Annotated in this window: 23 protein-coding genes, 1 pseudogene and 1 riboswitch; of the genes and pseudogenes, 12 read left to right on the plus strand and 12 right to left on the minus strand. The window is 58.6% G+C overall.

Annotated elements, in window-relative coordinates; genetic code table 11:
* Positions 1-3 precede the first annotated feature (3 nt).
* The 4 genes from kdpA to AC6I8V_RS19170 form a co-directional block, all read right to left on the minus strand.
* On the minus strand, positions 4-1,683 hold the full coding sequence (gene kdpA / locus AC6I8V_RS19155; RefSeq protein WP_497843751.1) for a potassium-transporting ATPase subunit KdpA: 1,680 nt from the start codon (positions 1,681-1,683) through the stop codon (positions 4-6).
* Entirely contained in the window at positions 1,683-1,772 is a 90-nt protein-coding gene (kdpF, locus tag AC6I8V_RS19160; RefSeq protein ID WP_071783594.1) for a K(+)-transporting ATPase subunit F, read from the minus strand. The genes kdpA and kdpF overlap by 1 nt, the downstream gene beginning before the upstream one ends.
* Positions 1,773-1,881: 109 nt before the next feature.
* On the minus strand, positions 1,882-3,048 hold the full coding sequence (locus AC6I8V_RS19165) for an HD-GYP domain-containing protein (RefSeq protein WP_497843752.1): 1,167 nt from the start codon (positions 3,046-3,048) through the stop codon (positions 1,882-1,884).
* 350 nt (positions 3,049-3,398) lie between these two features.
* Positions 3,399-4,793, minus strand: a complete 1,395-nt coding sequence (locus AC6I8V_RS19170) for an MFS transporter (protein WP_497843753.1) — start codon at positions 4,791-4,793, stop codon at positions 3,399-3,401.
* Positions 4,794-5,228: 435 nt separating this feature from the next.
* On the opposite strand from AC6I8V_RS19170, the gene AC6I8V_RS19175 reads away from it, so the two are divergent.
* Entirely contained in the window at positions 5,229-6,149 is a 921-nt protein-coding gene (locus AC6I8V_RS19175; protein WP_497843754.1) for a sugar ABC transporter substrate-binding protein, read from the plus strand.
* A gap of 62 nt (positions 6,150-6,211) precedes the next feature.
* On the opposite strand, the gene AC6I8V_RS19180 is transcribed toward AC6I8V_RS19175, so the two are convergent.
* Positions 6,212-6,718 (minus strand): GNAT family N-acetyltransferase, encoded by a 507-nt coding sequence (locus tag AC6I8V_RS19180; protein WP_497843755.1) that lies wholly within the window; start codon positions 6,716-6,718, stop codon positions 6,212-6,214.
* Positions 6,719-6,781: 63 nt separating this feature from the next.
* Between AC6I8V_RS19180 and AC6I8V_RS19185 the strand changes: the two genes are divergently transcribed.
* Complete coding sequence (locus AC6I8V_RS19185; protein ID WP_497843756.1) at positions 6,782-8,614, plus strand: ABC transporter ATP-binding protein; 1,833 nt, start codon at positions 6,782-6,784, stop codon at positions 8,612-8,614.
* On the opposite strand, the gene AC6I8V_RS19190 is transcribed toward AC6I8V_RS19185, so the two are convergent.
* Entirely contained in the window at positions 8,611-9,726 is a 1,116-nt protein-coding gene (locus AC6I8V_RS19190; RefSeq protein ID WP_497843757.1) for a GNAT family N-acetyltransferase, read from the minus strand. The genes AC6I8V_RS19185 and AC6I8V_RS19190 overlap by 4 nt on opposite strands.
* A 210-nt stretch (positions 9,727-9,936) precedes the next feature.
* Between AC6I8V_RS19190 and AC6I8V_RS19195 the strand changes: the two genes are divergently transcribed.
* The 3 genes from AC6I8V_RS19195 (at position 9,937) to AC6I8V_RS19205 (ending at position 12,494) form a co-directional block, all read left to right on the plus strand.
* Positions 9,937-10,836 (plus strand): LysR family transcriptional regulator, encoded by a 900-nt coding sequence (locus tag AC6I8V_RS19195; protein ID WP_497843758.1) that lies wholly within the window; start codon positions 9,937-9,939, stop codon positions 10,834-10,836.
* Between the two features lie 99 nt (positions 10,837-10,935).
* Positions 10,936-11,877, plus strand: a complete 942-nt coding sequence (locus AC6I8V_RS19200) for a glutathione S-transferase family protein (RefSeq protein WP_497843759.1) — start codon at positions 10,936-10,938, stop codon at positions 11,875-11,877.
* 11 nt (positions 11,878-11,888) lie between these two features.
* Complete coding sequence (locus tag AC6I8V_RS19205) at positions 11,889-12,494, plus strand: alpha/beta hydrolase (protein WP_497843760.1); 606 nt, start codon at positions 11,889-11,891, stop codon at positions 12,492-12,494.
* On the opposite strand, the gene AC6I8V_RS19210 is transcribed toward AC6I8V_RS19205, so the two are convergent.
* The 3 genes and pseudogenes from AC6I8V_RS19210 to AC6I8V_RS19220 all read right to left on the minus strand — a co-directional run bounded on the left by AC6I8V_RS19210 (position 12,491) and on the right by AC6I8V_RS19220 (position 14,400).
* Positions 12,491-13,306: a sugar phosphate isomerase/epimerase family protein gene (locus AC6I8V_RS19210; RefSeq protein ID WP_497843761.1), complete on the minus strand. Its 816-nt coding sequence runs from the start codon at positions 13,304-13,306 to the stop codon at positions 12,491-12,493. The genes AC6I8V_RS19205 and AC6I8V_RS19210 overlap by 4 nt on opposite strands.
* 107 nt (positions 13,307-13,413) lie before the next feature.
* Positions 13,414-13,791, minus strand: coding sequence for a fluoride efflux transporter CrcB (gene crcB, locus AC6I8V_RS19215; RefSeq protein ID WP_497843762.1), 378 nt, complete (start codon positions 13,789-13,791; stop codon positions 13,414-13,416).
* Between the two features lie 90 nt (positions 13,792-13,881).
* Positions 13,882-13,957, minus strand: a riboswitch (Fluoride riboswitch).
* Between the two features lie 165 nt (positions 13,958-14,122).
* Positions 14,123-14,400, minus strand: a pseudogene (locus tag AC6I8V_RS19220) (type II toxin-antitoxin system Phd/YefM family antitoxin).
* A 99-nt stretch (positions 14,401-14,499) separates the two neighbouring features.
* Here AC6I8V_RS19220 and AC6I8V_RS19225 point away from each other — a divergent pair.
* Positions 14,500-15,417: a nucleoside hydrolase gene (locus AC6I8V_RS19225; RefSeq protein ID WP_497843763.1), complete on the plus strand. Its 918-nt coding sequence runs from the start codon at positions 14,500-14,502 to the stop codon at positions 15,415-15,417.
* On the opposite strand, the gene AC6I8V_RS19230 is transcribed toward AC6I8V_RS19225, so the two are convergent.
* Entirely contained in the window at positions 15,414-16,442 is a 1,029-nt protein-coding gene (locus AC6I8V_RS19230) for a zinc-binding alcohol dehydrogenase family protein (RefSeq protein ID WP_497843764.1), read from the minus strand. The genes AC6I8V_RS19225 and AC6I8V_RS19230 overlap by 4 nt on opposite strands.
* 135 nt (positions 16,443-16,577) lie before the next feature.
* Here AC6I8V_RS19230 and AC6I8V_RS19235 point away from each other — a divergent pair, with 135 nt between their 5' ends.
* Together AC6I8V_RS19235 and AC6I8V_RS19240 are read left to right on the plus strand one after the other, a co-directional pair.
* The gene (locus tag AC6I8V_RS19235) at positions 16,578-17,480 is read left to right on the plus strand and encodes a GntR family transcriptional regulator (RefSeq protein WP_497843765.1); all 903 of its coding nucleotides are present in this window, start codon (positions 16,578-16,580) and stop codon (positions 17,478-17,480) included.
* A gap of 173 nt (positions 17,481-17,653) precedes the next feature.
* Positions 17,654-19,006 (plus strand): MFS transporter, encoded by a 1,353-nt coding sequence (locus tag AC6I8V_RS19240; RefSeq protein WP_497843766.1) that lies wholly within the window; start codon positions 17,654-17,656, stop codon positions 19,004-19,006.
* A 91-nt stretch (positions 19,007-19,097) separates the two neighbouring features.
* Here the strand turns inward: AC6I8V_RS19240 and AC6I8V_RS19245 are convergent, their stop codons facing one another.
* Both AC6I8V_RS19245 and AC6I8V_RS19250 read right to left on the minus strand, forming a co-directional pair.
* A complete protein-coding gene (locus tag AC6I8V_RS19245; protein WP_497843767.1) occupies positions 19,098-20,012 on the minus strand; it encodes a LysR family transcriptional regulator in 915 nt (304 codons plus the stop codon).
* A 2-nt stretch (positions 20,013-20,014) separates the two neighbouring features.
* Positions 20,015-21,079, minus strand: coding sequence for a dipeptidase (locus AC6I8V_RS19250; protein ID WP_497843768.1), 1,065 nt, complete (start codon positions 21,077-21,079; stop codon positions 20,015-20,017).
* 200 nt (positions 21,080-21,279) lie between these two features.
* Between AC6I8V_RS19250 and AC6I8V_RS19255 the strand changes: the two genes are divergently transcribed.
* The 4 genes from AC6I8V_RS19255 to AC6I8V_RS19270 are packed head-to-tail and all read left to right on the plus strand — an operon-like array spanning position 21,280 to position 25,609.
* Complete coding sequence (locus AC6I8V_RS19255) at positions 21,280-22,875, plus strand: ABC transporter substrate-binding protein (protein WP_497843769.1); 1,596 nt, start codon at positions 21,280-21,282, stop codon at positions 22,873-22,875.
* Positions 22,875-23,885 (plus strand): ABC transporter permease, encoded by a 1,011-nt coding sequence (locus AC6I8V_RS19260; RefSeq protein WP_497843770.1) that lies wholly within the window; start codon positions 22,875-22,877, stop codon positions 23,883-23,885. The genes AC6I8V_RS19255 and AC6I8V_RS19260 overlap by 1 nt, the downstream gene beginning before the upstream one ends.
* The gene (locus tag AC6I8V_RS19265; protein WP_497843771.1) at positions 23,882-24,781 is read left to right on the plus strand and encodes an ABC transporter permease; all 900 of its coding nucleotides are present in this window, start codon (positions 23,882-23,884) and stop codon (positions 24,779-24,781) included. The genes AC6I8V_RS19260 and AC6I8V_RS19265 overlap by 4 nt, the downstream gene beginning before the upstream one ends.
* Positions 24,782-25,609 (plus strand): ABC transporter ATP-binding protein, encoded by an 828-nt coding sequence (locus AC6I8V_RS19270; RefSeq protein ID WP_497843772.1) that lies wholly within the window; start codon positions 24,782-24,784, stop codon positions 25,607-25,609.
* Positions 25,610-25,721 lie beyond the last annotated feature (112 nt).

Here is a 25,721-nt window from a genome sequence, read left to right on the forward strand (position 1 = left end):
CCGTTATCCCTGAATTAGTTGCAGATGTTCCGCGACCGGGCCGAGCGCCAGTGCGGGGATGAAAGTCAGCGCGCCCACCAGCAGCACGGTGCCAATCAACAAGGCGATAAACAGCGGGCCGTGCGTCGGTAAGGTACCGTTGCCCACCGGCTGCACTTTTTTGACGGCCAGCGAACCGGCAATCGCCATCACCGGAATGATGATGCCGAAACGTCCGACAAACATGCATACCGCCAGCAACAGGTTCCAGAACGGCGTGTTGGCGCTCAATCCGGCAAAGGCGCTGCCGTTGTTATTGGCGGCGGAGGAGACGGCGTACAACACTTCGCTGAAACCGTGGGTGCCGGGGTTGGCCATCGCCGAGCGACCCGCGTCGGTCATCATCGCCAGCGCGGTACCCACCAGCACCAGCGTCGGCGTCACCAGAATCGCCAGCGCGGTCATCTTCATTTCCCACACATCGATTTTCTTACCGAGGAACTCCGGGGTACGCCCGATCATCAGGCCAGAAATAAACACCGCCAGCAGCACGAACAACAACATGCCGTACAGCCCGGCACCGACTCCGCCGAACACCACTTCGCCCAGCTGCATCAGCCACATCGGCACCATGCCGCCAAGCGCGGTGAAGGAGTCATGCATCGCATTTACCGCCCCGCACGAGGCCGCCGTGGTGATCACCGCAAACAGGCTGGAATTGAGGATGCCAAAGCGCGCCTCTTTCCCTTCCATATTGATGGCGCTGTCCGCGCCGAGGGTCAGGAAGTGCGGATTACCGCGCAGCTCCGCCCACATCACGGTGACGACCGCCAGCACAAACATCAGCGTCATCGCCCACAGCAGCATATGGCCCTGGCGGCGATCGCCGACCTGCTGACCAAAAGCGAAGCACAGCGCGGCCGGGATCAGGAAGATGCCCAGCATCTGCACAAAGTTAGTCAGCGCGGTGGGGTTTTCGAACGGATGTGCCGAGTTGGCGTTGAAGAAGCCGCCGCCGTTGGTGCCCAGCATTTTGATGGCTTCCTGCGAGGCCACCGGCCCCAGCGGCAGCGTCTGCTTCGCGCCTTCCAGCGTGGTGAGCACATGGTAGGGTTCAAAGGTCTGAATGCTGCCCTGGCTGACGAAAAACAGCGCCATCAGCAGGCTGATTGGCAGCAGCAGATAGACGGTGATGCGCGTCAGATCGCGCCAGGCGTTGCCGAGCGTCGCCAGCGAACGGTTGGCAAAACCGCGAATCAGCGCAAACGCCACGGCGATACCGGTGGCCGCCGACAGGAAGTTCTGGACCGTTAAGCCCGCCATCTGGCTGAAATAACTCAGGGTGCTTTCGCCACTGTACGCCTGCCAGTTGGTGTTGGTGACAAAGCTGATAGCGGTATTCAGCGCCAGATCCCAGCTCAGCCCCGGCAGATGCTGCGGGTTGAGCGGCAGCGCGCCCTGCGCCATCAGCATCACCAGCAGCAGCACAAAGCCCAGCGCGTTGAACAGCAGAATCGCCAGCAGATAGTGCGGCCAGCGCATCGCTTCGCCCTCTGCCCCGGCCAGCCGCCACAGCACACGTTCGGTACGCGGCAGCAGCGGCCTGTCGGCGACCATCACCGCCAGATAACGTCCCAGCGGTTGCGCCAGCACCATCAGCACCAGCAGATAGACCGCAATCAGCAGAAACCCGTTGGCAGCCATCAGAAGGCCTCCGCATTTAACAGGGCATAGAACAGATATCCCAGTAATAAAAACACCAGCACGATGCCGGTTATCACGCCCACACTCACAGCGACCTCCAGAGGATTTTGGTTGTGCTGCAAGCATGAGCTTAGCGGTATAAAGAAGGGGTAAAAAGGCGGGTTACGGGCGTAAAAAAAGTATAAAAATGGTCGAAAATCAGGCGCTTTCCAGTGCCCAGATACGATTAAGATCGACGTTTTGCCACAGGCCGCTATCTTCCGCGCCGGTGATGCTATCGGTACAAAAACTATCGCCAAGATCGAGCAGTTCCGGCCTGATTTCGCGTTGCGCGTGCAGCGACCAGAAGACGTGGACTTTCGGCTTGAGCAGGGACATTTCACCGGCCTGCACCACCAGCGCCACGCGCCCGGAGGCCAGCCGCACCAGCGTTCCCACCGGATAGATGCCGATCGTGCGCACAAAGGCGCTCAGCAGCCGACTATCGAAGTGGCCGCGCCAGCTCAACATGTTGTGCATCGCTTCGGTGGGACTCCAGCCTTTGCGGTAAGGGCGAACTGACGTCACGGCGTCGTACACGTCGCACACCGCCGCCATGCGCGAAAACAGCGAAATCTCCTCGCCCTTCAGCCCATGCGGATAGCCACTGCCATCGAATTTTTCATGATGATGCAGCGCGATATCCAGCAGATCGTCGCCCGCATTTGCTTCCATCAACATCTGCGCGCCGACAATCGGGTGCTGGCGCATCACGGTAAATTCTTCGTCGGTTAACCGATCGGGTTTATTCAGGATCGCCAGCGGTACCGCCGCTTTGCCCACGTCATGCAGCAAGCCACCCATACCGACCCGACGCTGCTGATGCTCATCCAGCCCCATTTTTTTACCCAGGGTGATCATCAGACCGCAGACCGCCATGGAGTGCAGATAGGTGTAATCATCATGATTTTTCAGCCGCGCCACGCTGAGCAGCGCAGTGGGTTCGCGGGTAATCGATCCGGCGATTTCATCCACCAGATTGAGGGTATAGCCAAGATCGAGGCTCTGCCCGAGGCGCGCCTCATTGAACATCGCCAGTACCTGCGGCTTGCCCTGGCTAAAAATCGCCTGCGCCTGGTCCAGCTCCTGGAAAAAAGGGGTTCTGGGAATCGCTTTTTTCGGTTCCGGCGGTTTTTGCGGCGCCTGTACCGATTTATCAAGATCGATCCACACGTCATTGATCCCTTCGTTACGGATCATGGCGATCTGGCGTTTATCAGTGATCAGCATCTGGTTGCGAATACGCTTGTCTTTGATCCACCACACTTCCAGTTTGTGGATAAACATCCCCGGGCGTAACTCGTCAACGTTTATCAGCTTTATCACGATATCTCTCCTTAATATCAGCGAGGGGTAGAGAGATATCGGCAGCTGTGCAAAATTTCTTCAGGCAGTTTTGTGCGATCTGTGGGCGCGCGCGCATAAATGTGCCATGACATGCGCGGTCATTTGCTGGTGTGCAGGGTCGTCATTAAGGGCGAATCGGGCAGGCTACGCCACCTGATGTTGTTGCGCGAGAAAAGTTTCCAGTGTGGTTACGCTGGTCGGTTTGCGCATCGCCTGTTTCATGGCAGGAATTTATTGCACCTATGCACCGTGCACAACTGCAACGCGTAACATCTCAGCGAATTGTCGAGGCGGATTCCTGATTTCCTTTCAACCCGCAGGCCAGCCGCTTAAATGGCGTTGATGCCATCTTCTTTCGCCGTGGTTTTACCGGAGGTTGCGGCCGTGTCTGACGCTTCGCCAACCCGTTCGATTGGACCCATTACCAGCAGGAACAGCAACGCCGCCACCACGCAGTGCGCGCCGACAAACACCAGCCCGATGCTGTAGCTGCCGGTCACGCCCACGATGATGCCAAACAGCAGCGGGGTGAGAAATCCGGCGATATTGCCGATGCCATTAAAGATCGCGCCTGCCAGCCCCACCGCCTCTTTCGGCGCGGTATCGCTGATTACCGTCCAGGTGCCTGCCCCTGCCGCCACGCCTTTACCAAAGAAGGCGAACGACATGATGGCGATAATGCCGACATTGCTCGGGATCGCTGCGGCCAGAATCAGCGTCGCCGCCATCAGCATACCGACGATATACGGCGTTTTCCGCGCCCAGGAGATGCTCCAGCCGCGCGCCAGCAGGGTATCTGAGATATAGCCGCCGCTGATGCCACCGACGAAGCCAAACAGCGCGGGCGCAATCGTGGCAAAGCCAGCATCGAGGATGTTCATGCCGCGCGCCTGCACCAGGTAAATGGGAAACCAGGTAATAAAAAAGTAGCTCAGCGCGATGATGCAGTACTGGCCCAGATAGGCGCACCACAACATACGATTGGTGAGCAGCTGTCTGAACATCGCTTTGCTCAGCGCCGGACGGGCCTTAAGCGTCTGGGCGGAATCGATATCCACCAGCGCACCGCCCCCGACAATGTGTTCCAGCTCCGCCTCGGATACCTGCGGATGCTGTTGCGGACTGCGCATATAAGCGACCCAGACAAACACCGCCAGCACGCCAACGCCGCCCAGCACGAAAAACGGCCACTCCCAGCCATAGCGGGAGACCAGCCAGCCGGAGAGCGGCGAAAAGATGGCCACCGCGAAGTATTGTGCCGAGCTAAACAGCGACGAGGCACGCCCACGCTCTGCGCCGGGGAACCACATAATCACCACGCGCGCATTGGCGGGGAAACTCGGCGCTTCAATCAGGCCGAGGGCGAAACGCAGGGCAAACATCAGCGTCAGCGCAGCGGTCATGCCGCTGGAAAACTCACCGACAAAGCCCATCGCAATGGTGGAGATGGACCATAGCGCCAGCGTCACGCCGTAAACTTTTTTCGTGCCGAAGCGATCGAGAAACAGGCCGCCTGGGATCTGGCCGATGACATAAGCCCAGCTAAAGGCGGAGAGGATCAGACCCAGCTGGATCGCCGATAGCCCAAACTCCTCTTTGATCGCCGAACCGGAGATCGACAGGATCGAACGGTCGGCATAGGCCACTACCGAGAGAAACAGGATCAGCATCAGGATCCAGATGCGTACGTGGCTGGTACGGTTAGGTTTTTTTGCTGATGGCATAGGGTGAATTCCTTACAGGGGAGCGTCCTGCCCCGAAACGTTGTTATTCAGGAATACCGCGTAATTTTCCCTGTTCAGCAAATATAGAGAGCCGCTTCGGCCACGGTCATTGTGCGGATGGTGGAATTGCACGACCAATTTCGCGCCCGATTTGGCGCATGACACAAGCGAGGGTGCGGCGCTGCACAGAACCCTGAATCCGTGCGCGACAAAGCGCAGGAGTGTGCGCCAGGTCGAGGAAAATCCTGCGCTGCGCGACTATGCGCGCCCGGCAAGTCGCGTCCCCGCGCGCGAAGTGTGCGCGCGGCAGCAGATTGTGCATTTACCTGTTGTCAGCGGATTAGCCGCCTCGTAGTCTGCAAATGGTTTCATTGAATCATTTTTTATCTCGATGAAATTTTCATTCTAATAACAACCCTACCCCTGGAGTCCGCGATGAAAACCCTTAAGGCGATAGTGTTAGTTGGCCTGCTGTGCAGCTCGGCCTCCGCGCTGGCGGCAAAAATTGGCGTGTCGATGGCCTATTTCGATCAAAACTTTCTGACCATCATTCGCCACGCGATTGATAAAGAAGCCAAAACGCGCGGACTTGGCGTGCAGTTTGAAGACGCACGCGGCGATGTTGGCCGCCAGACCGATCAGGTGCAGAACTTTATCAGCGCGGGTGTCGACGCCATCATCGTCGATCCGGTCGATTCCGCCAGCACCCCGGCGCTGACCAAAATGGCGCAACAGGCAAAGATTCCGCTGGTGTATGTCAACCGTTCGCCAGGGGATAAAACGCTGCCGCCGGGCGTGGTGTTTGTCGGTTCTGACGAACGTGAATCCGGCACGCTGCAAATGGAAGCCTTAGCCAAAATGGCGGACTACAAAGGTAAGGTGGCGATCATGATCGGCAACCTGACCGATGCGGGCGCGCTGCAACGTACCAAAGATGTCGAGCAGGTGGTGGCGAAGTATCCGGGCATGAAGGTGGTGCTGAAACAAACCGCCAACTACGCGCGTAACGAAGGCATGGACCTGATGCTTAACTGGCTGACCAACGGCGAAGAGATCGATATCGTCGCGGCTAATAACGACGAGATGGCGATTGGTGCCACCATGGCGCTGGCGCAGGCGAAAACCGGTAAAAAAATCCTCGTTGGCGGCATTGATGCCACGCCGGACGGACTGAAAGCGCTGGCGGCGGGTACCTTGCAGGTCACCGTCTTCCAGGACGCGATTGGCCAGGGGAAAAAATCGGTTGAGGTGGCGCAGCAGCTGATTAAAGGCGAGAAAGTGGATTCACACGTCTGGATCCCGTTCGAACTGGTCACCAAAGAGAATATGCAGAAATACGTTGAGAAAAGTGAGTAACCGCGATTAAAGCCGCGCCGCTACGATTCAGCGCGATCGGTAGCGGCGCAATCTATTGCCGGTTAACGCTGCCACTCTTCCCGCAGCACAGACATCACCACAATATCGTGGTACTCCCCGTTACGCAGGCAGGCTTTGCGCCTCACCCCTTCGTGCTCAAAGCCCAGCCGCTGATAGAGGCGCTGCGCGCGCTGGTTATCGTGAAACGCTTCCAGTTCAACGCGCTGCACCCCCAGCCAGTTAAAGGCGTAATCCAGACCGGTGCGAATTAACTTTTCACCGATGCCGCGCCCGCTAAAGGCGGGATCGACGCTGATACCGAAGCTGATGCCGTGACGCGTGCGCGGGCGATGCTCCACAAACAGCGTCAGTTCCCCCACCATGCTGCCGTCGATTTCCGCCACAAAGGCGATAAACCCCTCGCCATCCATTTTCTCGAACTTTTTCTCCCAGGTGGCAACGCTGGGATACGGCAGTTGGGTGGTCCATTGATAGACGTCAGGCTGGCTGTAGAGACGCTGGTACGCTGCGGCATCACGCGGTTCACGACCACGGATAAGCAATTCCATATCGGTATTCTCCTGAAAATTACACTAAGCTAAAGGACTCAATGAGACGGAAAGAGTGACGCTATGCTGTATCGCCGTTTTGAACGTTTTATCAATATTTTCCAGGATGCACCAACGGATTCCCCTCCTTCCACAGTCTGGCCGTTTTACCTCTACTATTTGCGTCAGGTGTGGCCGAGCTTTATCGCGCTGCTGATTGTCGGGCTGGCGCAGGCGCTGATTGAAGTGGCGCTGTTCAGCTACCTCAGTCGCATCATCGATCTGGTCAACCATTCAACGCCCGCCACGCTGTTTACCGATAACTGGCCGGTGTTGCTGTGGATGGCGGTGGTAGCGCTGATTCTGCGCCCCATCGTGATTGCCGTGCACGATTTGCTGGTGCATCAAAGCATCAACCCGAGCATGACCAGCATGATCCGCTGGCAGCATCACAACTATGTATTGCGCCAGAGCCTGAATTTCTTCCAGAACGATTTCGCCGGACGCATTGCGCAGCGCATCATGCAAACCGGCAACTCGCTGCGTGATTCGGCGGTGCAACTGGTGGATGCCATCTGGCACGTCGTGATTTACGCGGTCACCTCGCTGGTGCTGTTCGCCGAGGCCGACTGGCGCCTGATGCTTCCGCTGATTGTCTGGCTGATCGCTTATAGCCTGTCGCTGCGCTACTTCGTACCGCGAGTGAAGCAGCGTTCGGTGGTCTCGTCAGAAGCGCGCTCCAAACTGATGGGCACCATCGTCGATGGCTACACCAATATCGCGACCATCAAACTGTTCGCGCACAACGACCTGGAAAAACGTTATGCGCGCGAAGCGATTCAGGAGCAAACCGACAAAACCCAGCAGGCCAGCCGCATGGTTACCAGCATGGATATCACCCTGTCGAGCCTGAATGGCCTGCTGATCGTCAGTACCTCCGGGCTGGCGCTGTGGCTGTGGAGCCAGTCGCTGATCAGCGTCGGTGCCATTGCGCTGGCGACCGGCCTGGTGATCCGCCTGGTCAACATGTCGGGCTGGATTATGTGGGTGGTGAACGGCATTTTCGAAAATATCGGTATGGTGCAGGATGGCCTGAACACCATTTCCCAGCCGCTCAGCGTGCAGGATGCCCCGGCGGCGAAGAAACTACAGGTGACGCGTGGCCAGATTCGCTTCGAGGATGTGCGTTTTGATTACGGCGGCAGCCGCCAGGTGATTAACCGCCTTAACCTCAACATCAAGCCGGGCGAGAAGATCGGCCTGATTGGCCCGTCCGGTGCCGGTAAATCGACCATGGTCAATCTGCTGCTGCGCCTGTATGACCTTAACGGCGGCCGCATCCTGATTGACGATCAAAACATCGCCAATGTGACGCAGGAGAGCCTGCGCAGCCAGATTGGCATGATCACCCAGGATACCTCGCTGCTGCATCGTTCGATTCGCGAAAACCTGTTGTACGGACGCCCGGACGCCACCGAAACCGAGCTGGTGCAGGCGATTCAGCGCGCCCGCGCCGATGAATTTATTCCGCTGCTGTCCGATCCGCAGGGCCGTACCGGGCTGGATGCGCATGTGGGTGAGCGCGGCGTCAAGCTGTCGGGCGGCCAGCGTCAGCGTATCGCCATTGCCAGGGTGCTGCTGAAAGACGCGCCGATTCTGATTATGGATGAAGCCACTTCCGCGCTGGATTCCGAGGTGGAAGCGGCGATTCAGGAGAGTCTGGAAACGCTGATGCAGGGCAAAACGGTGATTGCCATCGCCCACCGCCTCTCGACCATCGCCAAAATGGATCGGCTGGTGGTGCTGGAGAACGGGCAAATCGTCGAGATGGGCAACCACCGCGAGCTGCTGTCACAAAACGGTTTGTATGCCCGTTTGTGGCAGCATCAGACCGGTGGTTTCGTCGGCGTGGATTAATCGCCGCGCCGATATGGCAGGGCGTCGCGCGCTTCAAGCGCCCAGGCGCGCATCCCTGCCCGTTCCTGTTGCAGAAAATCGTCAACCGCCTCGCGCAATCCCACATGGCTGAGATAGTGCCATGAATGGGTGATCTGCGGTTCAAAGCCGCGCACCAGCTTGTGCTCGCCCTGGGCGCCAGCGTCAAAACGTTGCAACCCCTGCGCGATGGCAAAATCCATCCCCTGATAAAAACAGGTTTCGAAATGCAGCCGATCAAACTCCGCCAGGCAGCCCCAGTAGCGACCATACAGGGTCTCGCCATCCACTAAGCAAAACGCCATCGCCGCCTGCTGCCCCTGCAACGCGGCGATGCAGACGCGGATGCTGTGCGGCATACGCTCCGCCAGCAGGCTGAAGAAATCGCGCGTCAGATAGGGTTGCTGGCCGCGCACCGCATAGGTGTTGGCGTAGCAGGTGTAGATAAAGTCCCACTGATCCTCGCGCAGTTCATCGCCGCGATACCAGTCGAAGGCAAAGCCGCTGCTCGCCACCTGCTCGCGCTCTTTGCGCAGCTGCTTACGTTTGCGCGACATCAGGGTATCGAGGAAATCCTGAAAATCCCGGTAGCCGCGATTGTGCCAGTGGTACTGAATGCCGAGGCGCGGCAGCCAGTCGGCGGCCTGTTCCATCACCGCGTTGGCGTGTGGCGTGGTGAAGTTGATATGAGCGCTGCTCAGCCCATGCTGGTGCAGGTAATCCGGCAGCGCAGCAATCAGTTCGGCGGCATCGCCCAGCAGACGCGCCCCGGTCACCGGACTGAACGGGATCGCGCCCAGCCATTTCGGGTAATAACGGATGCCCGCGCGCTGGCAGGCATCGGCCCACGCGTGGTCGAACACGTATTCCCCCCAGGAGTTGCGTTTGCGGTAGCCCGGCAGCGCCGCGCGCACCTGACCCTGCTCACGCCACACCAGGTGATCCGGCTGCCAGCCACTTTCCGGGCGAACGCTGCCGCTCTCCTCCAGCGTGAGCAGAAAAACGTGGCGTAAAAACGGTTGATCGTCAGGTAACAGTGCATCCCACGCGGCGGCGCTAATCTCCGTCAGCGATGACAGGTGAAGCAAAGACATCTGTGGCTCCCGGCCAGATAAAGGCGAATCTGTAGTCAAACAGGTTTTGCCGCCGGGGAAAAGGTGCAGCGCACCGAATGCGAAGCTATTGCTGCGGCAAATCCGTGCAGACTCTGGCCTGGTCGGTATCAATACCGACCCTACAATCCTTCTTAACTGACCCGCATCAGGCGCTATATACTCAGGCTTTGTTTGTTGCCAGGAAGCGCCATGGATCGTCTTGATTGTGACCGCATGTTTGTCGCCGTGCTGGAAGTCGGCAGTTTTGCCGGTGCCGCCGCGCGCCTCGGCACCAGCAGCGGCCAGGCTTCGAAGCTGGTCTCAAAGCTGGAGCAGGAACTGGGGGTGCAGCTGTTTAAGCGCAGCACGCGCGCGCTGTCGCCCACCGAAGTTGGTCGCGCCTATTACGAGCGGGTGAAAAGCCTGCTGGAAGCCTTCGACACCCTTGATGCCACGGTGCGCGAAAGCGCCACCACGCCCACCGGACGGCTGAAAATCAGTGCGCCCGGCACCTTTGGCACGGCGGTGCTGGCCAGCGTACTGGTGGAGTTTGCCCGCGCCTATCCGCTGATTGAACTGGATGTGAACTTCTCCGATCGTGCGGTGAATATCGTCGATGAAGGGTTCGATATGGCGATTCGGATCGGCAAGCTGGATGACAGCAGCCTGATTGCGCGCCGTCTCGGTGATGTGCCGGTACGGGTGGCGGCTGCGCCCGGTTATCTGCACCGGCACGGCACGCCGCAGCACTGGCGCGATCTGGCGGCCCATCAATGCATCAGCGACACCAATTTCCGCGATCCCTGGCACTGGCCGTTTGTGACGCCGTGCGGTGATAGCGTCAATATGCCGATTCGCGGACGCCTGTGCTTTTCCAATACCGAAGCCTGTTTGCAGGCAGCGCTGGCCGGGCTGGGAATCGCGCGTCTGCCCGGCTTTATCGCCGCCCCGGCGTTGCAACGCGGTGCGATCGTATCGCTGCTGGATGCCTTCGCCACGCCGCCGCTCGGCCTGTTTGCGCTTTATCCGCCCGCACGCCATCTGGCGCAAAAAACCCGTCTGCTGATCGACTTCCTCGCCGACCATTTCCAGCATCATCCGCCCGGCTGATTCCTTCCAATATGGAAGCAATGAAAGCCGTTTTCCCCGGATTATCACCCATCCGGCAGCAGGTTAAGCTAACCAACATCACCACAGAGGAGCAGAGCGATGTTGGTAAACGGTAAGTGGAGCGCAGAGTGGCATCCGGTTCAGGCCACCGATAAACAGGGCGGCTTTGTCCGTCAGACATCCAGTTTTCGCCATTGGGTCACCGCCGATGGCTCCAGCGAATTTGCCGCCGAGCCGGATCGCTATCACCTCTATGTCGCGCTGATTTGCCCGTGGGCCTCGCGCACCCTGATTGCCCGCAGCCTGAAAGGGCTGGAGCAGGTGATTAGCGTGTCGGTGGTGGAACCGCAGCTGGGCGACCAGGGCTGGCATTTCGGCGACTATCCGGGTGCCGATCGCGATACGCTGAACAACGCCGAATACCTGCACGAGCTGTATACCCGCGCCGCTGCCGATTTTACTGGCCGCGCCACCGTACCGGTGCTGTGGGATAAAAAGACGCAGACCATCGTCAACAACGAATCCGCCGATATCCTGCGGATGCTGAACAGCGGCTTTGGCGATCTGGCGGATAACCATATCGATCTCTATCCGGCACAGCTGCAAGCCGAGATTGATGCGCTGAACGAATCGATTTACCCGCGCCTGAATAACGGCGTCTACCGTACCGGCTTCGCCACCACGCAGATCAGTTATCAGCAGGCGTTTCACGACGTATTCAGCCAGCTGGATGAGCTGGAAGACCGGCTGAGCGATGGCCGCACCTTCCTGCTGGGCGAGCAGCTGACCGAAGCGGATATCCGTCTGTTTGTTACGCTGATCCGTTTTGACGTCGCCTATCATGGCCTGTTCAAATGCAACCTGCGCCGCCTGCGCGACTATCCGCTGCTCAATCGTTATCTGAAAAGTATGCTGGCGGTGTCGGGTGTGCGGCAGACGGTCAATATTGACCATATCAAACAGGGCTACTATTCAATCAAGGCGCTTAACCCGAATGGTATCGTGCCGGTTGGTCCGGATATGGCGGAATACGGTTTTTAAGGAGCGGTAAGATGACCAAAGCGTTAGTGATTTTTCTGCACGGTGTCGGTAGCAATGGCGACGATTTAGCGGTACTCGGCCAGCACTGGGCCAGCCTGCTACCGGACGTGGCCTTTGCCTCGCCGAACGCGCCGTATCCGTTTGAACACGGCATGGGTTATCAGTGGTTTAGCCTGAACGGCGTGACCACGGAAAATCGCCCGGCGCGGGTACGTGAAGCCCGCGCCGCCTTTGACGAAACCCTGCAACAGCTGATGGCGCAGCACGGGTTTGCGGATGCCTGGGACAAAGTGATTCTGGTGGGTTTCTCGCAGGGATCGATTATGGCGCTGGATGCGCTGGCCTCTGGCCGTTACCCGCTGGCGGGCGTGGTGGCGTTCTCCGGTCGACTGGCGTTTGACGGCGCGTTAACGCCGTTGCCGCATACGCCAGCGCTGCTGATCCACGGCCATGCGGATGGCGTGATACCGTGGACCGAAAGCGAAGCCGCCGCGCAGCGTCTGAAAAACGCAGGCGTCACGCTGGAAACCCGCTTCGAACCAGCTACCGGCCACACCATTTCATCGCAGGGCGCGATGCAGGCCGCCGCCTTTATCGGCCAATGTTTGCAGGATTAAGGCCAGTAGCGGTTTAACGCCGCCCAGGCCTGCTGCGCCGCCACTGCCGGTGGCTGCGCTTTTAACTTATCGTTGAACACTTCAATACCCACCGGGCCGCTGTAACCGGCACTTTTCAGCTTATCGACAAAACGTTCAACTTCGATGATGCCGTCACCGGGCAGTAGCCGCTGGTGACGCGCGATATCCATAATTGCCTGTTTGTCCTGCGGCGGCTGCGCCGCCATATCGCAGAGCTGCACTTCATAGATACGGTCGGCGGGAATGCCGTCCAGCTGCGAGGCGTCGCCGCCGAGGGCGCAGATATGAAACAGATCGACCACCAGTCCGATATTCGGCTGGTCTAGCCGTTGCAGACGCTCCCACGCCAGCGGCAGGGTGTTATCAACGCTGCACCACGCCATCGGCTCGTACATGATGCGCATCTTATGGCGCGCGGCCTCGGACGCCATCCAGCGCAGATCCTCATCAATGCGTTCCGCAATGCAATCTTCACTTGTGCTGGCCGGAGCCTGAATGGTGTCGCAGCCAAGCGCCTGGGCAATCTGAATAAACTGACGCAGTTCTTCGCGTTTTTGCAGCCTTTCCCGATCCGGCGCGCCGGTAAAATCGCGTAGTACCTGCAAATTGGTAAACTTAATCTGCAACTGAGCCGCCAGCTGCGTCAGCGCCAGTGTGCCCTGTGCGCTGGCCTGCACATCTTCACGCCAGATCTCAACCTGATCAAAGCCAGCGGCCCGCACTGCATGCAGCTTCTCTTCTGGCCCACCGTTTAACAACACCAGGTTAAGGAATTTGGGGTGACTACTCATCAACGTGCTCCTTAATCGTCCGGATAAATCGGTGACAAATTCCGCGCGTCACACGCGCAGAACTCGGATCAGTATCTACCTCTTAATGGTTATTTCAAGCGCGCTGTTTATCCGAGGAGATTGACCAGAGCGAAACCGGCAAAAGTCATCAGCACCGAACCGACAACATGCACCATCACGCTCGACATTGCCCACAGGTACTTTCCTGATTGTAGCATCACCATAATTTCCGCCGAGAAAGCGGAGAACGTCGTCAGGCCACCACAAAAGCCGGTGATGATAAGCAGCTTCCAGGCAGGATCGAGTTGGGGATTTTTCAGCAGCCACGCCATCGCGCCACCAATAATAAAACCGCCCACCAGATTGACCATTAATGTGCCCGGCGGCAGGTTAGGAAACAGGGCGTTAAAACGAACTGAGATCAACCAGCGCAGCGTACAGCCCACGGCACCACCCAGCACAACAGCCAGTAACGACTTCAACATACTTTGGAGCTCCTGAAATGAATTACGCGCAGGGCCGCGACAGGACAGAAAAACGCCTGACACACCGCCGTCTCCCGCGCAGGGATATGAGTGTTGTCAGGCGTCATCAGCCGTCTGTTGCCAGAACGGCGGTTGGGGAAGGTGGCACGCCATCACCTTAGGCGGTTGATAATACGCTGGCGGACAATCTGGTGCAAACCAGAGAGTTATCAGCACATAATCAATTTCCTGAAGAAATGGGTGCGGATTAACCCGCGATTCGAATTCATCTCATGCTCTGGCAATGATCGGTTTAGGGTCATTACCCCGGCAGCGGCAATGTCCTGAAGGCTTAATCGTACAGTTGGCAAATAGACGATACTGAAGTGCTCTTCCGTGTGCTGCATACTGTATCCAACCGCTGTTGCCGGGTCATCCCTTTCCCAGCCGCTTTATCTTCTTCAGACAAGGCCAGTAGCTTCAGCAATGCCAGCGTTTCATCTCTTTGCTGGCGCGCTTCTCAGGACTCAATAACGTAAGCAGGCGTACCATTTTGCGTGACCAGAATGGGTTCTGAAAGATCGCGAGCGGCTGCATTTTTTTGATGTAACTGATAGTTTCGCTTTTCATTTTCCCCTCCGCATTGGTCTAAATTCAGACTCTTTATATCCGCTTCGCAATCACTGACTTTTGCTTTACCTTGCCAGAAAATGAACAGGAGATTCCCTCATGCGCACCCTGATTTTTGATACCGATATCGGCGTGGATGACGCCTTTGCGCTGGCCTATGCCGCGCGCACCCAAACATTACTCGGCATCACCACGGTGTTCGGCAATGTCGCGGTGGGTCAGGCAGTAAAAAATGCCCGGCTGTTTTGCGAGAAAATGGCGATTGATGCGCCTGTCTATCGCGGCTGTTCGCGTCCGCTGGCGCTGGCGCCTTCCGCACCCGCGCGCCTGCACGGCGACGACGGCCTGGGTGATGCGTTCGACAATCCCCACAGCGATCAGGCGCCTGGCGCAGTGCAATTCATCATCGATAGCGTGCGCGCGCAGCCCCACGCCATCACCCTGGTGGCGATTGGTCCGCTGACCAACATCGCCAGCGCCATCAACCAGGCCCCGGACATTATTCCGCTGGTGAAAGAGCTGGTGATCATGGGCGGCGCATTTGGCACCGACGGCCACGCGGGCAACGTCACGCCGTTTGCTGAGTTCAATATCTGGAAAGACCCGCACGCTGCCGATCAGGTGCTGGCCTCGGCGCTGCCGGTGGTGGTGGTGCCGCTGGATGTCACCCATAAGGTGTTGATTACCGGCGATGAAGTGCGGCAGCTTAATCAGCCAGTGCTGAGCGCGATCTGCCGTCCGTATCTGGCTTACAGCCTGGAAAAAGAGGGATTTGATGGCATGGCGCTGCACGACACCCTGACCCTCTCCTGGCTGGCATTGCCGCAGGCCTTTCAGGTGACTGAAGCGCCGGTGCGCGTGGCAACCGAAGGTATCAGCCGGGGTCAGACGCTGCGTCGCCTCGGCGCACTCGCCTCACGCGACGATCCCTTCGCTGGCTTGCGCGCGCAGCGCCTGTGTCTGGGTGTCGATGCTGACGCCGTACGTCAGCATTTTTTCGCCACCTTGCAGGCTTAACGCGCGAAGTGGATAACGCCTTTGATCAACGCGCGATTGTTGATCACCTCGGGTTCAAACGTTTCCGCCAGGGTGGAGAAATCATAGTGGCGATTGAGCATCATGTCGGCACGTAGCTGACCGTTCGCCATCAGTTTGCGCACGTTAGCGAAATCTTCGCGCGTGGCGTTACGGCTGCCCATCAGCGTGGTTTCTTTTTTGTGGAACTCGGTATCCGGGATCACCAGATCGCCTTTGTGCAGGCCGACAAACACGATGGTGCCGCCGTGCCGCATCAGTTTCACCGTGCCGTTCATCGCCGCCGGGCTGCCGGTGGCGTCAATCACCTTCGCCGCCAGCCGTCCGCCGAACTGCGCGCGCAGCGTGGCGTCGAAATCCGCGTCCAGCGGGTTGACGGTGGCTAACCCCAGCTGCTGCGCGACGTGTGCGCGGCGCTGCTCGCTGGTATCCGCCACCACCACTTTTGCCCCCGCCGCCGCGGCAATCGCCGCCACACCGAGACCAATCGGCCCGGCACCCGCCACCAGTACATGCTCATCCGCCGCCACCGCCGCACGGCGCACCGCATGGGCGCTGATGGCGAAGGGTTCGATCAGCGCGGCCGCTTCCGGCGCGACATCGTCCACCGCCATCAGGTTGTCCTGCGGCACGCTGAGCAATTCACAGAAACCGCCATCCTGATGCACGCCAATCACCGAGATATTTTCACAGCAGTTGGTTTTGCCGCTCTGGCAGGCATCGCACTGCTGGCAGGAGACGTAAGGGATCAGCGCCACGCGCTGCCCGACGCGAAACCCGCTCGCCTGACTGCCCAGCGCCACCACTTCACCGCACAGCTCATGACCGAGCACGCGCGGATAGCTGAAGAACGGCTGATTGCCCGCCCAGGCGTGAATATCGGTGCCACAAATCCCGGCGGTAATCGGTTTAATCAGAACCTCGTGTACGGCGGGCGTAGGTGTAGCGCGTTGCTGCCACACCATGCGACGCGGTTCCGCAACCACCAGGGTTTTCATGCTTGTCATAGGTTTCTCCTGTGCTGATGTCACAGTTATGGCGAAATCCGATGTTAACGGGTTGTTGCACTGACAAAACTGTGAGGCATCCCGATTTTTTTGGGCTTTACGTGGTTTTTAATAAATAAAAAACCGGAGCCTGCCATGAGCCGAAGTCAAAACCTGCGCCAGAACGTGATAAACCAAATGCTGGAAGCCATCGCCCAGCGCCATATTCGTTCGCCGCTGCCACCGCAGGCGGCACTGGCGGAGATGTTCAATATCAGCCGCACCACGGTGCGCCATACGCTGCAATATCTGCATCAGCGCGGCGTGCTGGAAAAGGTGGATGAGACTTACGTTATCGTGCGCGACCCCAGCAACGAGGATGGTTTCAGCGCCCTCACCCCGCCGATTGAGCAGCAGGCGGCGCAGTTCGAGCTGGCGTTTTTCAATCTGATTAACCAGCGGCTGCTGATGCCCGGCGACACCTTTACCGAGCTGCAACTGGCGCAGCGCGTCAAGGTCAGCCCGGTGGTAGTACGCGAATTTCTGCTGCGTTTTATGCGTTATGACCTGCTGGAACCGGTAAAGCGCGGCCAGTGGCGGATGAAAAAGTTCGACCAGGATTACGCGGAGAAGCTATTTGAACTGCGGGAAATGCTGGAGACCCACGCGCTGAATCGCTTTCTTAACCTGGCATCCGACGATGAACGCTGGATTCAGGCGCGTGATTTGCTCGATCGCCACCGTTCGATGCGCGACACCATCGCCAGCAATTATCGCCACTTTGCCGCGCTGGATAAGGAGATGCATTCGCTGATCCTTTCGGCCGCCAACAACCCGTTTTTCAATCAGTCTCTGGAGATTATTTCAGTGATTTTTCACTCGCATTATCAATGGGATGAGAGCGATCTCAAACAACGTAATATCGTGGCGCTGGAGGAGCATATGGCAATCCTGACCGCGTTGATTAGCCGCCAGGATGTCGAGGCGCTGTGCGCCCTGCACGCCCATCTCGATACCGCCAAAACCTCCATGATCCGCTCAATTCGTCAGTACAATTAAAAACCGATTAAAAACCACAAAGCATTAGCTCCCGCACGAATCAGAAACATCTTTGCAACATCCCGTCATCTTTGCTTCTAGTCTCGGAACCATCTGTTGAGGTCGCATCAATTGGCGACCACAGAATCCCACACTGACTGATAACGATAAGTACCCAGATCCGGGAGGTTGCAATGGAAAATACGTCGGCTCGTGGTCGCGAGACAACACCCGCCCCAATCGCAGAGGGGCAAGATTTTATCCCCGCACGCAGCGATGTGGTGCGATCCCCACGCATCAGAAAAATTCAGGTCACCGCGATGTTGCTGCTGCTGTTTGCCGCCATCATTAACTATCTCGACCGCAGTTCGCTGTCGGTGGCCAATATGACCATCCGTGGCGAACTGGGCCTGTCGGCCACCGAGATTGGCGTGCTGCTGTCGGCGTTTTCGCTGGCTTACGGTCTGGCGCAGCTGCCGTGTGGCGCGCTGCTGGATCGCAAAGGCCCGCGCATTATGCTGGCGATTGGCATGTTTTTCTGGTCGCTGTTCCAGGCGGCGGCGGGTCTGGTGCATAACTTTACCCAGTTTGTGCTGGTGCGCATCGGCCTCGGTATCGGCGAAGCGCCGATGAACCCGTGCGGCGTGAAGGTCATCAACGACTGGTTCAATATCAAAGATCGCGGTATGCCGATGGGGATGTTTAACGCCGCCTCGATGATTGGCCTGTCTATCGCCCCGCCGATTCTGGCGGCGATGATGCTGGTGCTGGGCTGGCGTGGCATGTTCGTCACCATCGGCGTGCTGGGTATGTTCCTCGCTATCGGCTGGTATCTGACCTATCGCAATCGGGACAATAACCAGCTGAGCGCCGAAGAGATCCATTATTTGCAGGCGGGCAGCGTCGCCTCACGCAAAGAGCCGATCAGCTTTGCCGAGTGGCGTGGTCTGTTTAAGCAGCGCACCATGTGGGGCATGATGATTGGCTTCAGCGGCATCAACTACACCGCGTGGCTGTATATCGCCTGGCTGCCGGGCTACCTGCAATCCACCTATCATCTGGACCTGAAAAGCACCGGTTTGCTGGCGGCGATTCCGTTCCTGTTTGGCGCGGCGGGTATGCTGCTGAATGGCTATGCGGTGGATGCGCTGGTACGTCGCGGTATGGATGCGGTGAAGGTGCGTAAGGTGAGCATCGTCTGCGGTATGTTGCTGTCCGCGGCGTTTACCGCCTTTGTTGCCCGTGCCACCGATACCACCAGCGCTGTGACGCTGATCGGTATGGCGCTGTTTTGCATCCACTTTGCCGGTACGTCGTGCTGGGGCCTGATTCACGCCAATGTGACGGCGCGTATGACGGCGTCGGTCGGCAGCATCCAGAACTTCGCCAGCTTTGTGTTCGCCTCGTTCGCGCCAGTGGTGACCGGTTGGGTGCTGGATACCACCAAGTCTTTCAGCCTGGCGCTGATGATTTGTGCCGGTGTGACGGTCGTGGGCGCGCTGGCGTATCTGCTGCTGGTGCGTAAACCGATTACTGATGGGGTTTGATTGCAGGTCCCGGACGTAGGGTCGGCATTTGTGCCGACCTCGCTGAAGCGGGCGAAATGCAACGGTTAATGCCCGTGAAGCCCGCTCACCGCTACGGTTTAACCGTAAAAAACCGCGATTCACACTGCCGCGCGATCTCCCACAGCTTATGGCGAATCACCTGTTTCAGTTGCAGGGTTGATTGCGACTGCGGCTGGTCGCGGCGGCTGATCAACATCACTTCAAACGGCAGCGGCTGCGCCACCGGCAGCAACTTCAGCTGGTCGGCATAGCGGCAGGCGGTAAACAGATCGACAATCCCCACGCCTCCCCCGGCCAGCACCATGTCGGCAATCACCGAATAGGTTTTAATCGACAGCGACACCGCCGGGTCCAGCCCTTTATCACGCAGCGCGCGATGCAGCACCCGACCCAGCGGGTCCTGGTTTTGCATCATCAGCAGGTTATTGGCGCACAGCCATTCGAGGGTGACCGGTTCATTGTGGGGGTGATGCAATGGCAGCAGCGCGACCATCGAGGACTGAAACAGCGGCTCGGCCAGCAGCTCCGCATCCACCTGCTGACCAAACACCAGCGCGAAATCGAGCTGATTATCCAGAATGCTGGCGCACAGGGTGCTGAAATGCTCAGTAACCAGCTCAACGCTGACCGATGCCGCCTGCTGCCGCCAGGTGACCAGCGCCGGGGCCAGCACCATCTGCCCAAAGGCATGGGCCGCGCCGACGCGCACCGTTTGTCCTTCGCCGCGCCGCAACTGTTCGGTGAGTTGCGTAATGGACTGTAGCCGCTGATAAAGTTCTTCCACTTCCGGCAGCAAACGCCGCCCTTCCGCCGTGACGATCATCCCCTGCGCACGCCGTTCGAATAGCGCGAAGCCCAACTGCTGCTCGGCGTGATTCAGTACCCGGCTGACATTCGGCTGCGACACATTCAGCAGGCGTGCGGCACCGCTGATGCTGCCGGTCTGCACAATCGCCTGAAACACCTCAATATGCCGCAGCCGCATGGTTATTCGCCCCAGGTCGCTTCAAGCACGCGCAGCCAGTTGCCGTAACAAATCTTCTCCAGCAGCTCACGCGAATAGCCGCGATCCGCCAGCGCCGCCACCAGCAGCGGGAAACCGGCGACATCTTTCATATCGCCGGGCATGGTGGCGCCATCGAGATCGGAGCCGAAACCGACACCGTCTTCACCGACTTTTTCCAGCAGATATTCCACATGACGCACGATCGCATCCACGGTGGTCGGTGCATGGCGGTCGCCATCTTCGCGCAGGAACGGCACGGCAAAGTTAACACCAACAAAACCCTGCGTTTCGGCGATAGCCGCCAGCTGGCGGTCGGTCAGATTGCGTGACTGCGCGCTCAGTACATGCGCGTTGGAGTGGCTCGCCACCAGCGGCGCATCGCTGATCGCTGCGGTGTGCCAGAAGCCTTTTTCATCCATATGCGACAGGTCAACCATGATGCGGCGCTGGTTGCAGTCGCGCACCAGCTGCTTGCCCGCAGCCGTCAGGCCATTGCCGATGTCCGGCGAAGAGGGATAGCGGAACGGCACGCCGTCGCCAAACTGATTCGGGCGGCTCCACAGCGGCCCCAGGGTGCGCAGGCCGCTGGCGTAGAGGATATCCAGCAGCTCGCCATGGGTATCCAGCGCTTCCGCGCCTTCGACGTGCATCACCACCGCCAGCACCCCTTGCGCCATGCAGTCACGAATCTCACGCACGCTGCGGCAAATCTTTACCTGACCTTTAGAGGCCTGCTCAATACGCAGCAGCAAAGCCAGCATCGAAAAGGTGGCATCGCGCGCGCTGCTGATAATTTCCTGAGGAAAATCTGAGAGGTCTGGCGCACTTCTTGCAACTGCCGGGTGTGATGGCACCCAGGTGGCAAAAATTCCACCTACCATATTTCCCTGGCGGATGCGGGGAAAATCCATCTGGCCCGATTCGGTGCCGTTGAAGAATGCATTCACGGCATCCGGCTGATGGTGCTGCCAAAGCTTATTAAGAACATCGTTGTGACCGTCAAAAACCGGGATGGAGAGCCGATCGGCATTAAGTAAGTCAGACATAGCGTATCCGTTCCATGTTCAGAGGGGAGCGCAACCGCTGCCAGCTAGCGGGGCAAAATGCACCAAAACAAGGCAAGCGCGACTGCGTGAAACAAAAGGCTTAATGCAGGTATTAATCCCCTTGCCAGGCTGGAATGTCAAGATAAAAAACAGTAAAAATAAAATATTTTATTTTAATAATCAATAAGTTGGGAGTTTACATGGTTACCAGAAGACGTTTTCTTGCAGGATGCACCGCCGTTCCCTTCCTTTCGTATCTCAGCCTCAATTCTGCCTTTGGTGCCACGCCGCCCACCATGCTGGTGATGGCGATGCAGCTGGATAATATTACCAGCCTCGATCCCCACGAAAGTTTTGAAGCCACCGGCGGCCAGATCTGCGGCAACCTGTATCAGAAGCTGGTGATGCCCGATCCGCAACAGGCCGACAAAGTGATTGGCGCGCTGGCGAAAAGCTGGGAAGTGAGCAGCGATAACAGCGTTTACACCTTCCATCTCGATCCGGCGGCAAAGTTCGCCGATGGCACCCCGCTCACCGCAGAAGATGCGGCATTCTCCATCGAGCGTATCGTCAAACTGGATAAAAGCCCGGCCTTTATCATCAACCAGTTTGGTTTTACCAAAGACAACGTTACACAGCAGGTGACGGCAAAAGACGCGCACACGCTGGAGATGAAACTGGGCGCACCCGCTGCCGAGAGCTTCCTGCTGTATTGCCTGTCGGCCACCGTCGGCAGCATCGTGTCGAAGAAAGCCTGTCTGGCGAATCAGCAAAATAACGACTTCGGCAACGCCTGGCTGAAGCAGCACAGCGCCGGTTCCGGTGCCTTCACCCTGCGTACCTGGCAAGCCAGTGAAACGGTGATTCTGGAGCTAAGCCCGCAGTTCGCCAACCAGAGCAAAATCAAACGCGTGATCCTGAAACATATCGCTGACCCGGCGGCGCAGGCGCTGATGCTGAAAAAAGGCGATGTGGATGCGGCTTATGATCTGACCACCGAACAGTTGTTGCAGGTGAAAAATGACAGCGCGATAAACCTGGTGAATCAGTCGCTCTCCGCCATCATGCTGATGTCGTGCAACACCAACAACGAATACCTGAAAAAGCCGCAGGTCTGGCAGGCGCTGAAATGGGCGCTGGATTACGACAGCATCCAGAAAAATATTCTGTCGATGAGTTTCACCACCCATCAGAGCTTCCTGCCGAGCGGCTTCCCGGCGGCGCTGGATGACACGCCATTCCACAAAGATGTCGCCAAAGCCAAAGCGCTGCTGGCGGAAGCGGGTTATCCGAACGGTTTTGACATCACCCTCGACCACTACTCGATGCAGCCGTACCCGGATATCGCACAGGCGATTCAGACCCAGCTGGGGGCGATCGGTATCAAGGTGTCGCTGATTGCGGCAGAAAACCGTCAGGTACTGACCAAAATGCGCGCCCGTCAGCATCAGCTGGCGCTGACCGTGTGGGGCGCGGACTATTTTGATCCCAACTCCAATACCGAAGCGTTCTGCGTCAATACCGACAACAGCGATAACGCGCGCAATCGCACGCTGGCCTGGCGTTGCAGCTGGTCTGATGATGAGTTCAACAAACTGACTGAGCAGGCGCTGCATGAAGCCGATCCGGCCAAACGTATCGCGCTGTATCACCAGATCCAGCAGCTGGGCCGTGAGAAGAGTCCGTTTATCTACATGATGCAGAAAACGAAAAATGTCGCCTGCGGCAAAAATATCAGTGATGTCCACATGACCGTGCTGGAGCAGTGGCCGTATGAGCAGGTGAAAAAAGCCTGATGCCGTTACTGAAGAAAATCGTCGGCACCCTGGGCAGCCTGGTGCTGACGCTGTTTGGCCTGTCGGTTTTAACCTTTTTCATTGGCCGCGTGATGCCCACCGATCCGGTGCTGGCAGCGGTCGGTGATAACGCGCCCCAGTCGGTGGTGGAGCGCGTCCGTGCGGAAATGGGGCTGGATCAGCCCCTTTACCTCCAGTTTGGTCACTACCTCAATCAGCTGTTACATGGCGATCTCGGCAAGTCGATCCTGACCTCCAATCCGGTCACCACCGATATCGCCCGTTTCTTTCCGGCCACCATGGAGCTGGCGACCGCCGCGATTATTATCGCGGCGCTGATCGGCATTCCGCTTGGCGTGTGGGCCGCCGTGCGGCAGAGCAGCTGGGTGGATCAAACCATTCGCGTGGTTTGTCTGGCGGGCCATTCGCTGCCGGTGTTCGTGCTGGCGCTGCTGAGCCTGCTGGTGTTCTACGCGGTGCTGGGCATTGCGCCCGGACCGGGACGGCAGGACATCATCTGGCAGGATATGGTGCCGCAGGTCACCGGCTTTCTCACCATCGATTCGCTGCTGGCGGGGGAATATGACGCCTTCCGCGATGCGCTGGCGCATATGGTGCAGCCGGTGCTAATCCTCGCCTACTTCAGCATGGCCTACATCACGCGTATGACGCGCACCTTTATGCTCAACGCGCTGAGCGGCGAATTCGTGATCACCGCCCGCGCCAAAGGGCTGTCTTCCCGCCGGGTCATCTGGCGGCACGCGTTCCCCACCGTGGCGGTGCAGCTGGTGACGGTGCTGGCGCTGACCTACGCCGGGCTGCTGGAGGGTGCGGTAGTGACGGAAAACGTCTTTGCCTGGCCCGGCCTTGGGCAGTATCTCACCACCTCGCTGATGAACGCCGATATGAACCCGGTGGTCGGCGCGACCCTGCTGGTGGGTACCGTCTACGTGCTGCTCAATCTGCTGGCTGACATTCTTTATCGACTTTGGGACCCACGCGTAAAATGATCTTCTTCTCTCGTGACTGGCTGCTGGATGACACGCCCGCTAACCGCCGTCAGGCGGTGTGGGGCCGCCGTTATCGTCTGTGGCTTAGCCTGCGCAGCAACCCGCTGGCGATGGCGGGCCTGCTGGTCATTCTGCTGATGCTATTGCTGGCGCTGTTTGCCCCGCTGCTGACGCCGTTCGATCCGGGTACCCAGCATCTCGATAATCGTCTGGCCGCGCCCTCCCTGGCGCACTGGCTGGGCACCGATGAGCTGGGGCGTGATGTCTGGACGCGTATTATTTTTGGCGGACGCACCACGCTCGGCATGGTGATCGCGGTGGTACTGCTGACCGCGCCGCTCGGCCTGCTGATTGGTTGTATCGCCGGGTATGCTGGCGGGATTGTCGATAAGGCGCTGATGCGTCTGACCGATATTTTCCTCGCCTTCCCGCGTCTGATTCTGGCGCTGGCATTTGTTGCCGCGTTGAGGCCGGGGGTGGAGAGCGCGGTGCTGGCGATCGCCCTCACTGCCTGGCCGCCGTACGCGCGTCTGGCGCGTGCCGAGACGTTGCAGTACCGCCACAGCGATTTTATCGCCGCCAGCCGTCTGACCGGTGCGTCGCCGCTGCGCATTATCCTGCGCCATATTATGCCGCTGTGCGTGCCGAGCCTGATTGTCCGCGTCACCCTCGACATGAGTTCGATCATTATCACCGCCGCCAGCCTGGGCTTTCTCGGCATGGGCGCGCAGCCGCCTTCGCCGGAATGGGGCACGATGATCGCCACGGCGCGGCGTTTTCTGTTTAGCGAATGGTGGGTGCCGCTGATGCCCTGCATCGCGATTTTCCTGACGTCGCTGGCGTTCAACTTTCTTGGCGACGGTCTGCGCGACGTGCTGGACCCGAAGGAGCGCTAAATGCTGGTGGAAATTGAAAATTTGCGCATTGCCTTCCGCACACGCACGGAAACCTTTGAGGCGGTGCGCGGCGTGAGCTTTAGCGTTGGCCGGGAGAAGTTCGCCATCGTGGGTGAAAGCGGTTCCGGCAAGTCACTGACGGCGCGTAGTCTGATGCAGCTGCTGCCGGGCAACGCTGAGGTCAGCGCGGATGTATTGCGCTTTGACGGCATTGACCTGCGCGGCGCCAGCGAAAAAGTGCTGCGCCAGATCCGCGGCAAGCGCGTTGGCTTTATTTTGCAGGACCCAAAATATTCGCTCAATCCGGTGATGACCATCGGCCAGCAGATTGCCGAAGCCTGGCGCGAGCACAAGGGCGGCAGCTGGAAAGCAGCGATGCAGGCGGCGATTGGCTTACTGGAGCAGGTGAAAATCCGCGATCCTGCCGCCGTGGCGAAACGCTATCCGCACGAGGTTTCGGGCGGTATGGGCCAGCGCGTGATGATTGCCATGATGCTGGCACCAGACCCGGAGTTGCTGATCGCCGATGAACCCACCAGCGCGCTGGATGCCACGGTGCAGGCGGAGATCCTCAAACTGATTGACGATCTGGTGTCGGCGCGCGGCATGGGGTTGATCCTGATCAGCCACGATCTGCCGCTGGTGTCGCATTTTTGCGATCGTGTGGCGGTGATGTACGCCGGACGCATTGTCGAGCTGCTGGACGCCGGGCAGTTGCAACAGGCGCAGCATCCCTACACCCGTGGCCTGCTGGCCTGCCTGCCGTCGCTGCGCCATCCGCGCGAACGTTTGCCGGTATTGCAGCGTGACGCGGCGTGGCGGGATTAATCAATTGCGGATGCCGCCATCCATCCGCGCGGATTTCAACACGGTCGGCATTAATGCCGACCCTACACCCGTAGGGTGCGCATTTATGCGCACCGTTTGGATGGTCGCACGA

The sequence above is a fragment of the Pantoea sp. X-Soil-TKNS-1207 genome, from assembly GCF_059730485.1.

What these genes read in the sequence shown, in the direction of transcription:
- crcB (WP_497843762.1), bottom strand. Translation starts at nt 13,791, where the DNA reads ATGTTGAAGTCGTTACTGGCTGTTGTGCTGGGTGGTGCCGTGGGCTGT.
- kdpA (WP_497843751.1), bottom strand. Translation starts at nt 1,683, where the DNA reads ATGGCTGCCAACGGGTTTCTGCTGATTGCGGTCTATCTGCTGGTGCTG.
- AC6I8V_RS19230 (WP_497843764.1), bottom strand. Translation starts at nt 16,442, where the DNA reads ATGACAAGCATGAAAACCCTGGTGGTTGCGGAACCGCGTCGCATGGTG.
- AC6I8V_RS19265 (WP_497843771.1), top strand. Translation starts at nt 23,882, where the DNA reads ATGATCTTCTTCTCTCGTGACTGGCTGCTGGATGACACGCCCGCTAAC.
- AC6I8V_RS19255 (WP_497843769.1), top strand. Translation starts at nt 21,280, where the DNA reads ATGGTTACCAGAAGACGTTTTCTTGCAGGATGCACCGCCGTTCCCTTC.
- AC6I8V_RS19235 (WP_497843765.1), top strand. Translation starts at nt 16,578, where the DNA reads ATGAGCCGAAGTCAAAACCTGCGCCAGAACGTGATAAACCAAATGCTG.
- AC6I8V_RS19195 (WP_497843758.1), top strand. Translation starts at nt 9,937, where the DNA reads ATGGATCGTCTTGATTGTGACCGCATGTTTGTCGCCGTGCTGGAAGTC.
- AC6I8V_RS19180 (WP_497843755.1), bottom strand. Translation starts at nt 6,718, where the DNA reads ATGGAATTGCTTATCCGTGGTCGTGAACCGCGTGATGCCGCAGCGTAC.
- AC6I8V_RS19190 (WP_497843757.1), bottom strand. Translation starts at nt 9,726, where the DNA reads ATGTCTTTGCTTCACCTGTCATCGCTGACGGAGATTAGCGCCGCCGCG.
- AC6I8V_RS19245 (WP_497843767.1), bottom strand. Translation starts at nt 20,012, where the DNA reads ATGCGGCTGCGGCATATTGAGGTGTTTCAGGCGATTGTGCAGACCGGC.
- AC6I8V_RS19225 (WP_497843763.1), top strand. Translation starts at nt 14,500, where the DNA reads ATGCGCACCCTGATTTTTGATACCGATATCGGCGTGGATGACGCCTTT.
- AC6I8V_RS19185 (WP_497843756.1), top strand. Translation starts at nt 6,782, where the DNA reads ATGCTGTATCGCCGTTTTGAACGTTTTATCAATATTTTCCAGGATGCA.
- AC6I8V_RS19260 (WP_497843770.1), top strand. Translation starts at nt 22,875, where the DNA reads ATGCCGTTACTGAAGAAAATCGTCGGCACCCTGGGCAGCCTGGTGCTG.
- AC6I8V_RS19205 (WP_497843760.1), top strand. Translation starts at nt 11,889, where the DNA reads ATGACCAAAGCGTTAGTGATTTTTCTGCACGGTGTCGGTAGCAATGGC.
- AC6I8V_RS19200 (WP_497843759.1), top strand. Translation starts at nt 10,936, where the DNA reads ATGTTGGTAAACGGTAAGTGGAGCGCAGAGTGGCATCCGGTTCAGGCC.
- AC6I8V_RS19210 (WP_497843761.1), bottom strand. Translation starts at nt 13,306, where the DNA reads ATGAGTAGTCACCCCAAATTCCTTAACCTGGTGTTGTTAAACGGTGGG.
- AC6I8V_RS19250 (WP_497843768.1), bottom strand. Translation starts at nt 21,079, where the DNA reads ATGTCTGACTTACTTAATGCCGATCGGCTCTCCATCCCGGTTTTTGAC.
- AC6I8V_RS19270 (WP_497843772.1), top strand. Translation starts at nt 24,782, where the DNA reads ATGCTGGTGGAAATTGAAAATTTGCGCATTGCCTTCCGCACACGCACG.
- AC6I8V_RS19170 (WP_497843753.1), bottom strand. Translation starts at nt 4,793, where the DNA reads ATGCCATCAGCAAAAAAACCTAACCGTACCAGCCACGTACGCATCTGG.
- AC6I8V_RS19240 (WP_497843766.1), top strand. Translation starts at nt 17,654, where the DNA reads ATGGAAAATACGTCGGCTCGTGGTCGCGAGACAACACCCGCCCCAATC.
- AC6I8V_RS19175 (WP_497843754.1), top strand. Translation starts at nt 5,229, where the DNA reads ATGAAAACCCTTAAGGCGATAGTGTTAGTTGGCCTGCTGTGCAGCTCG.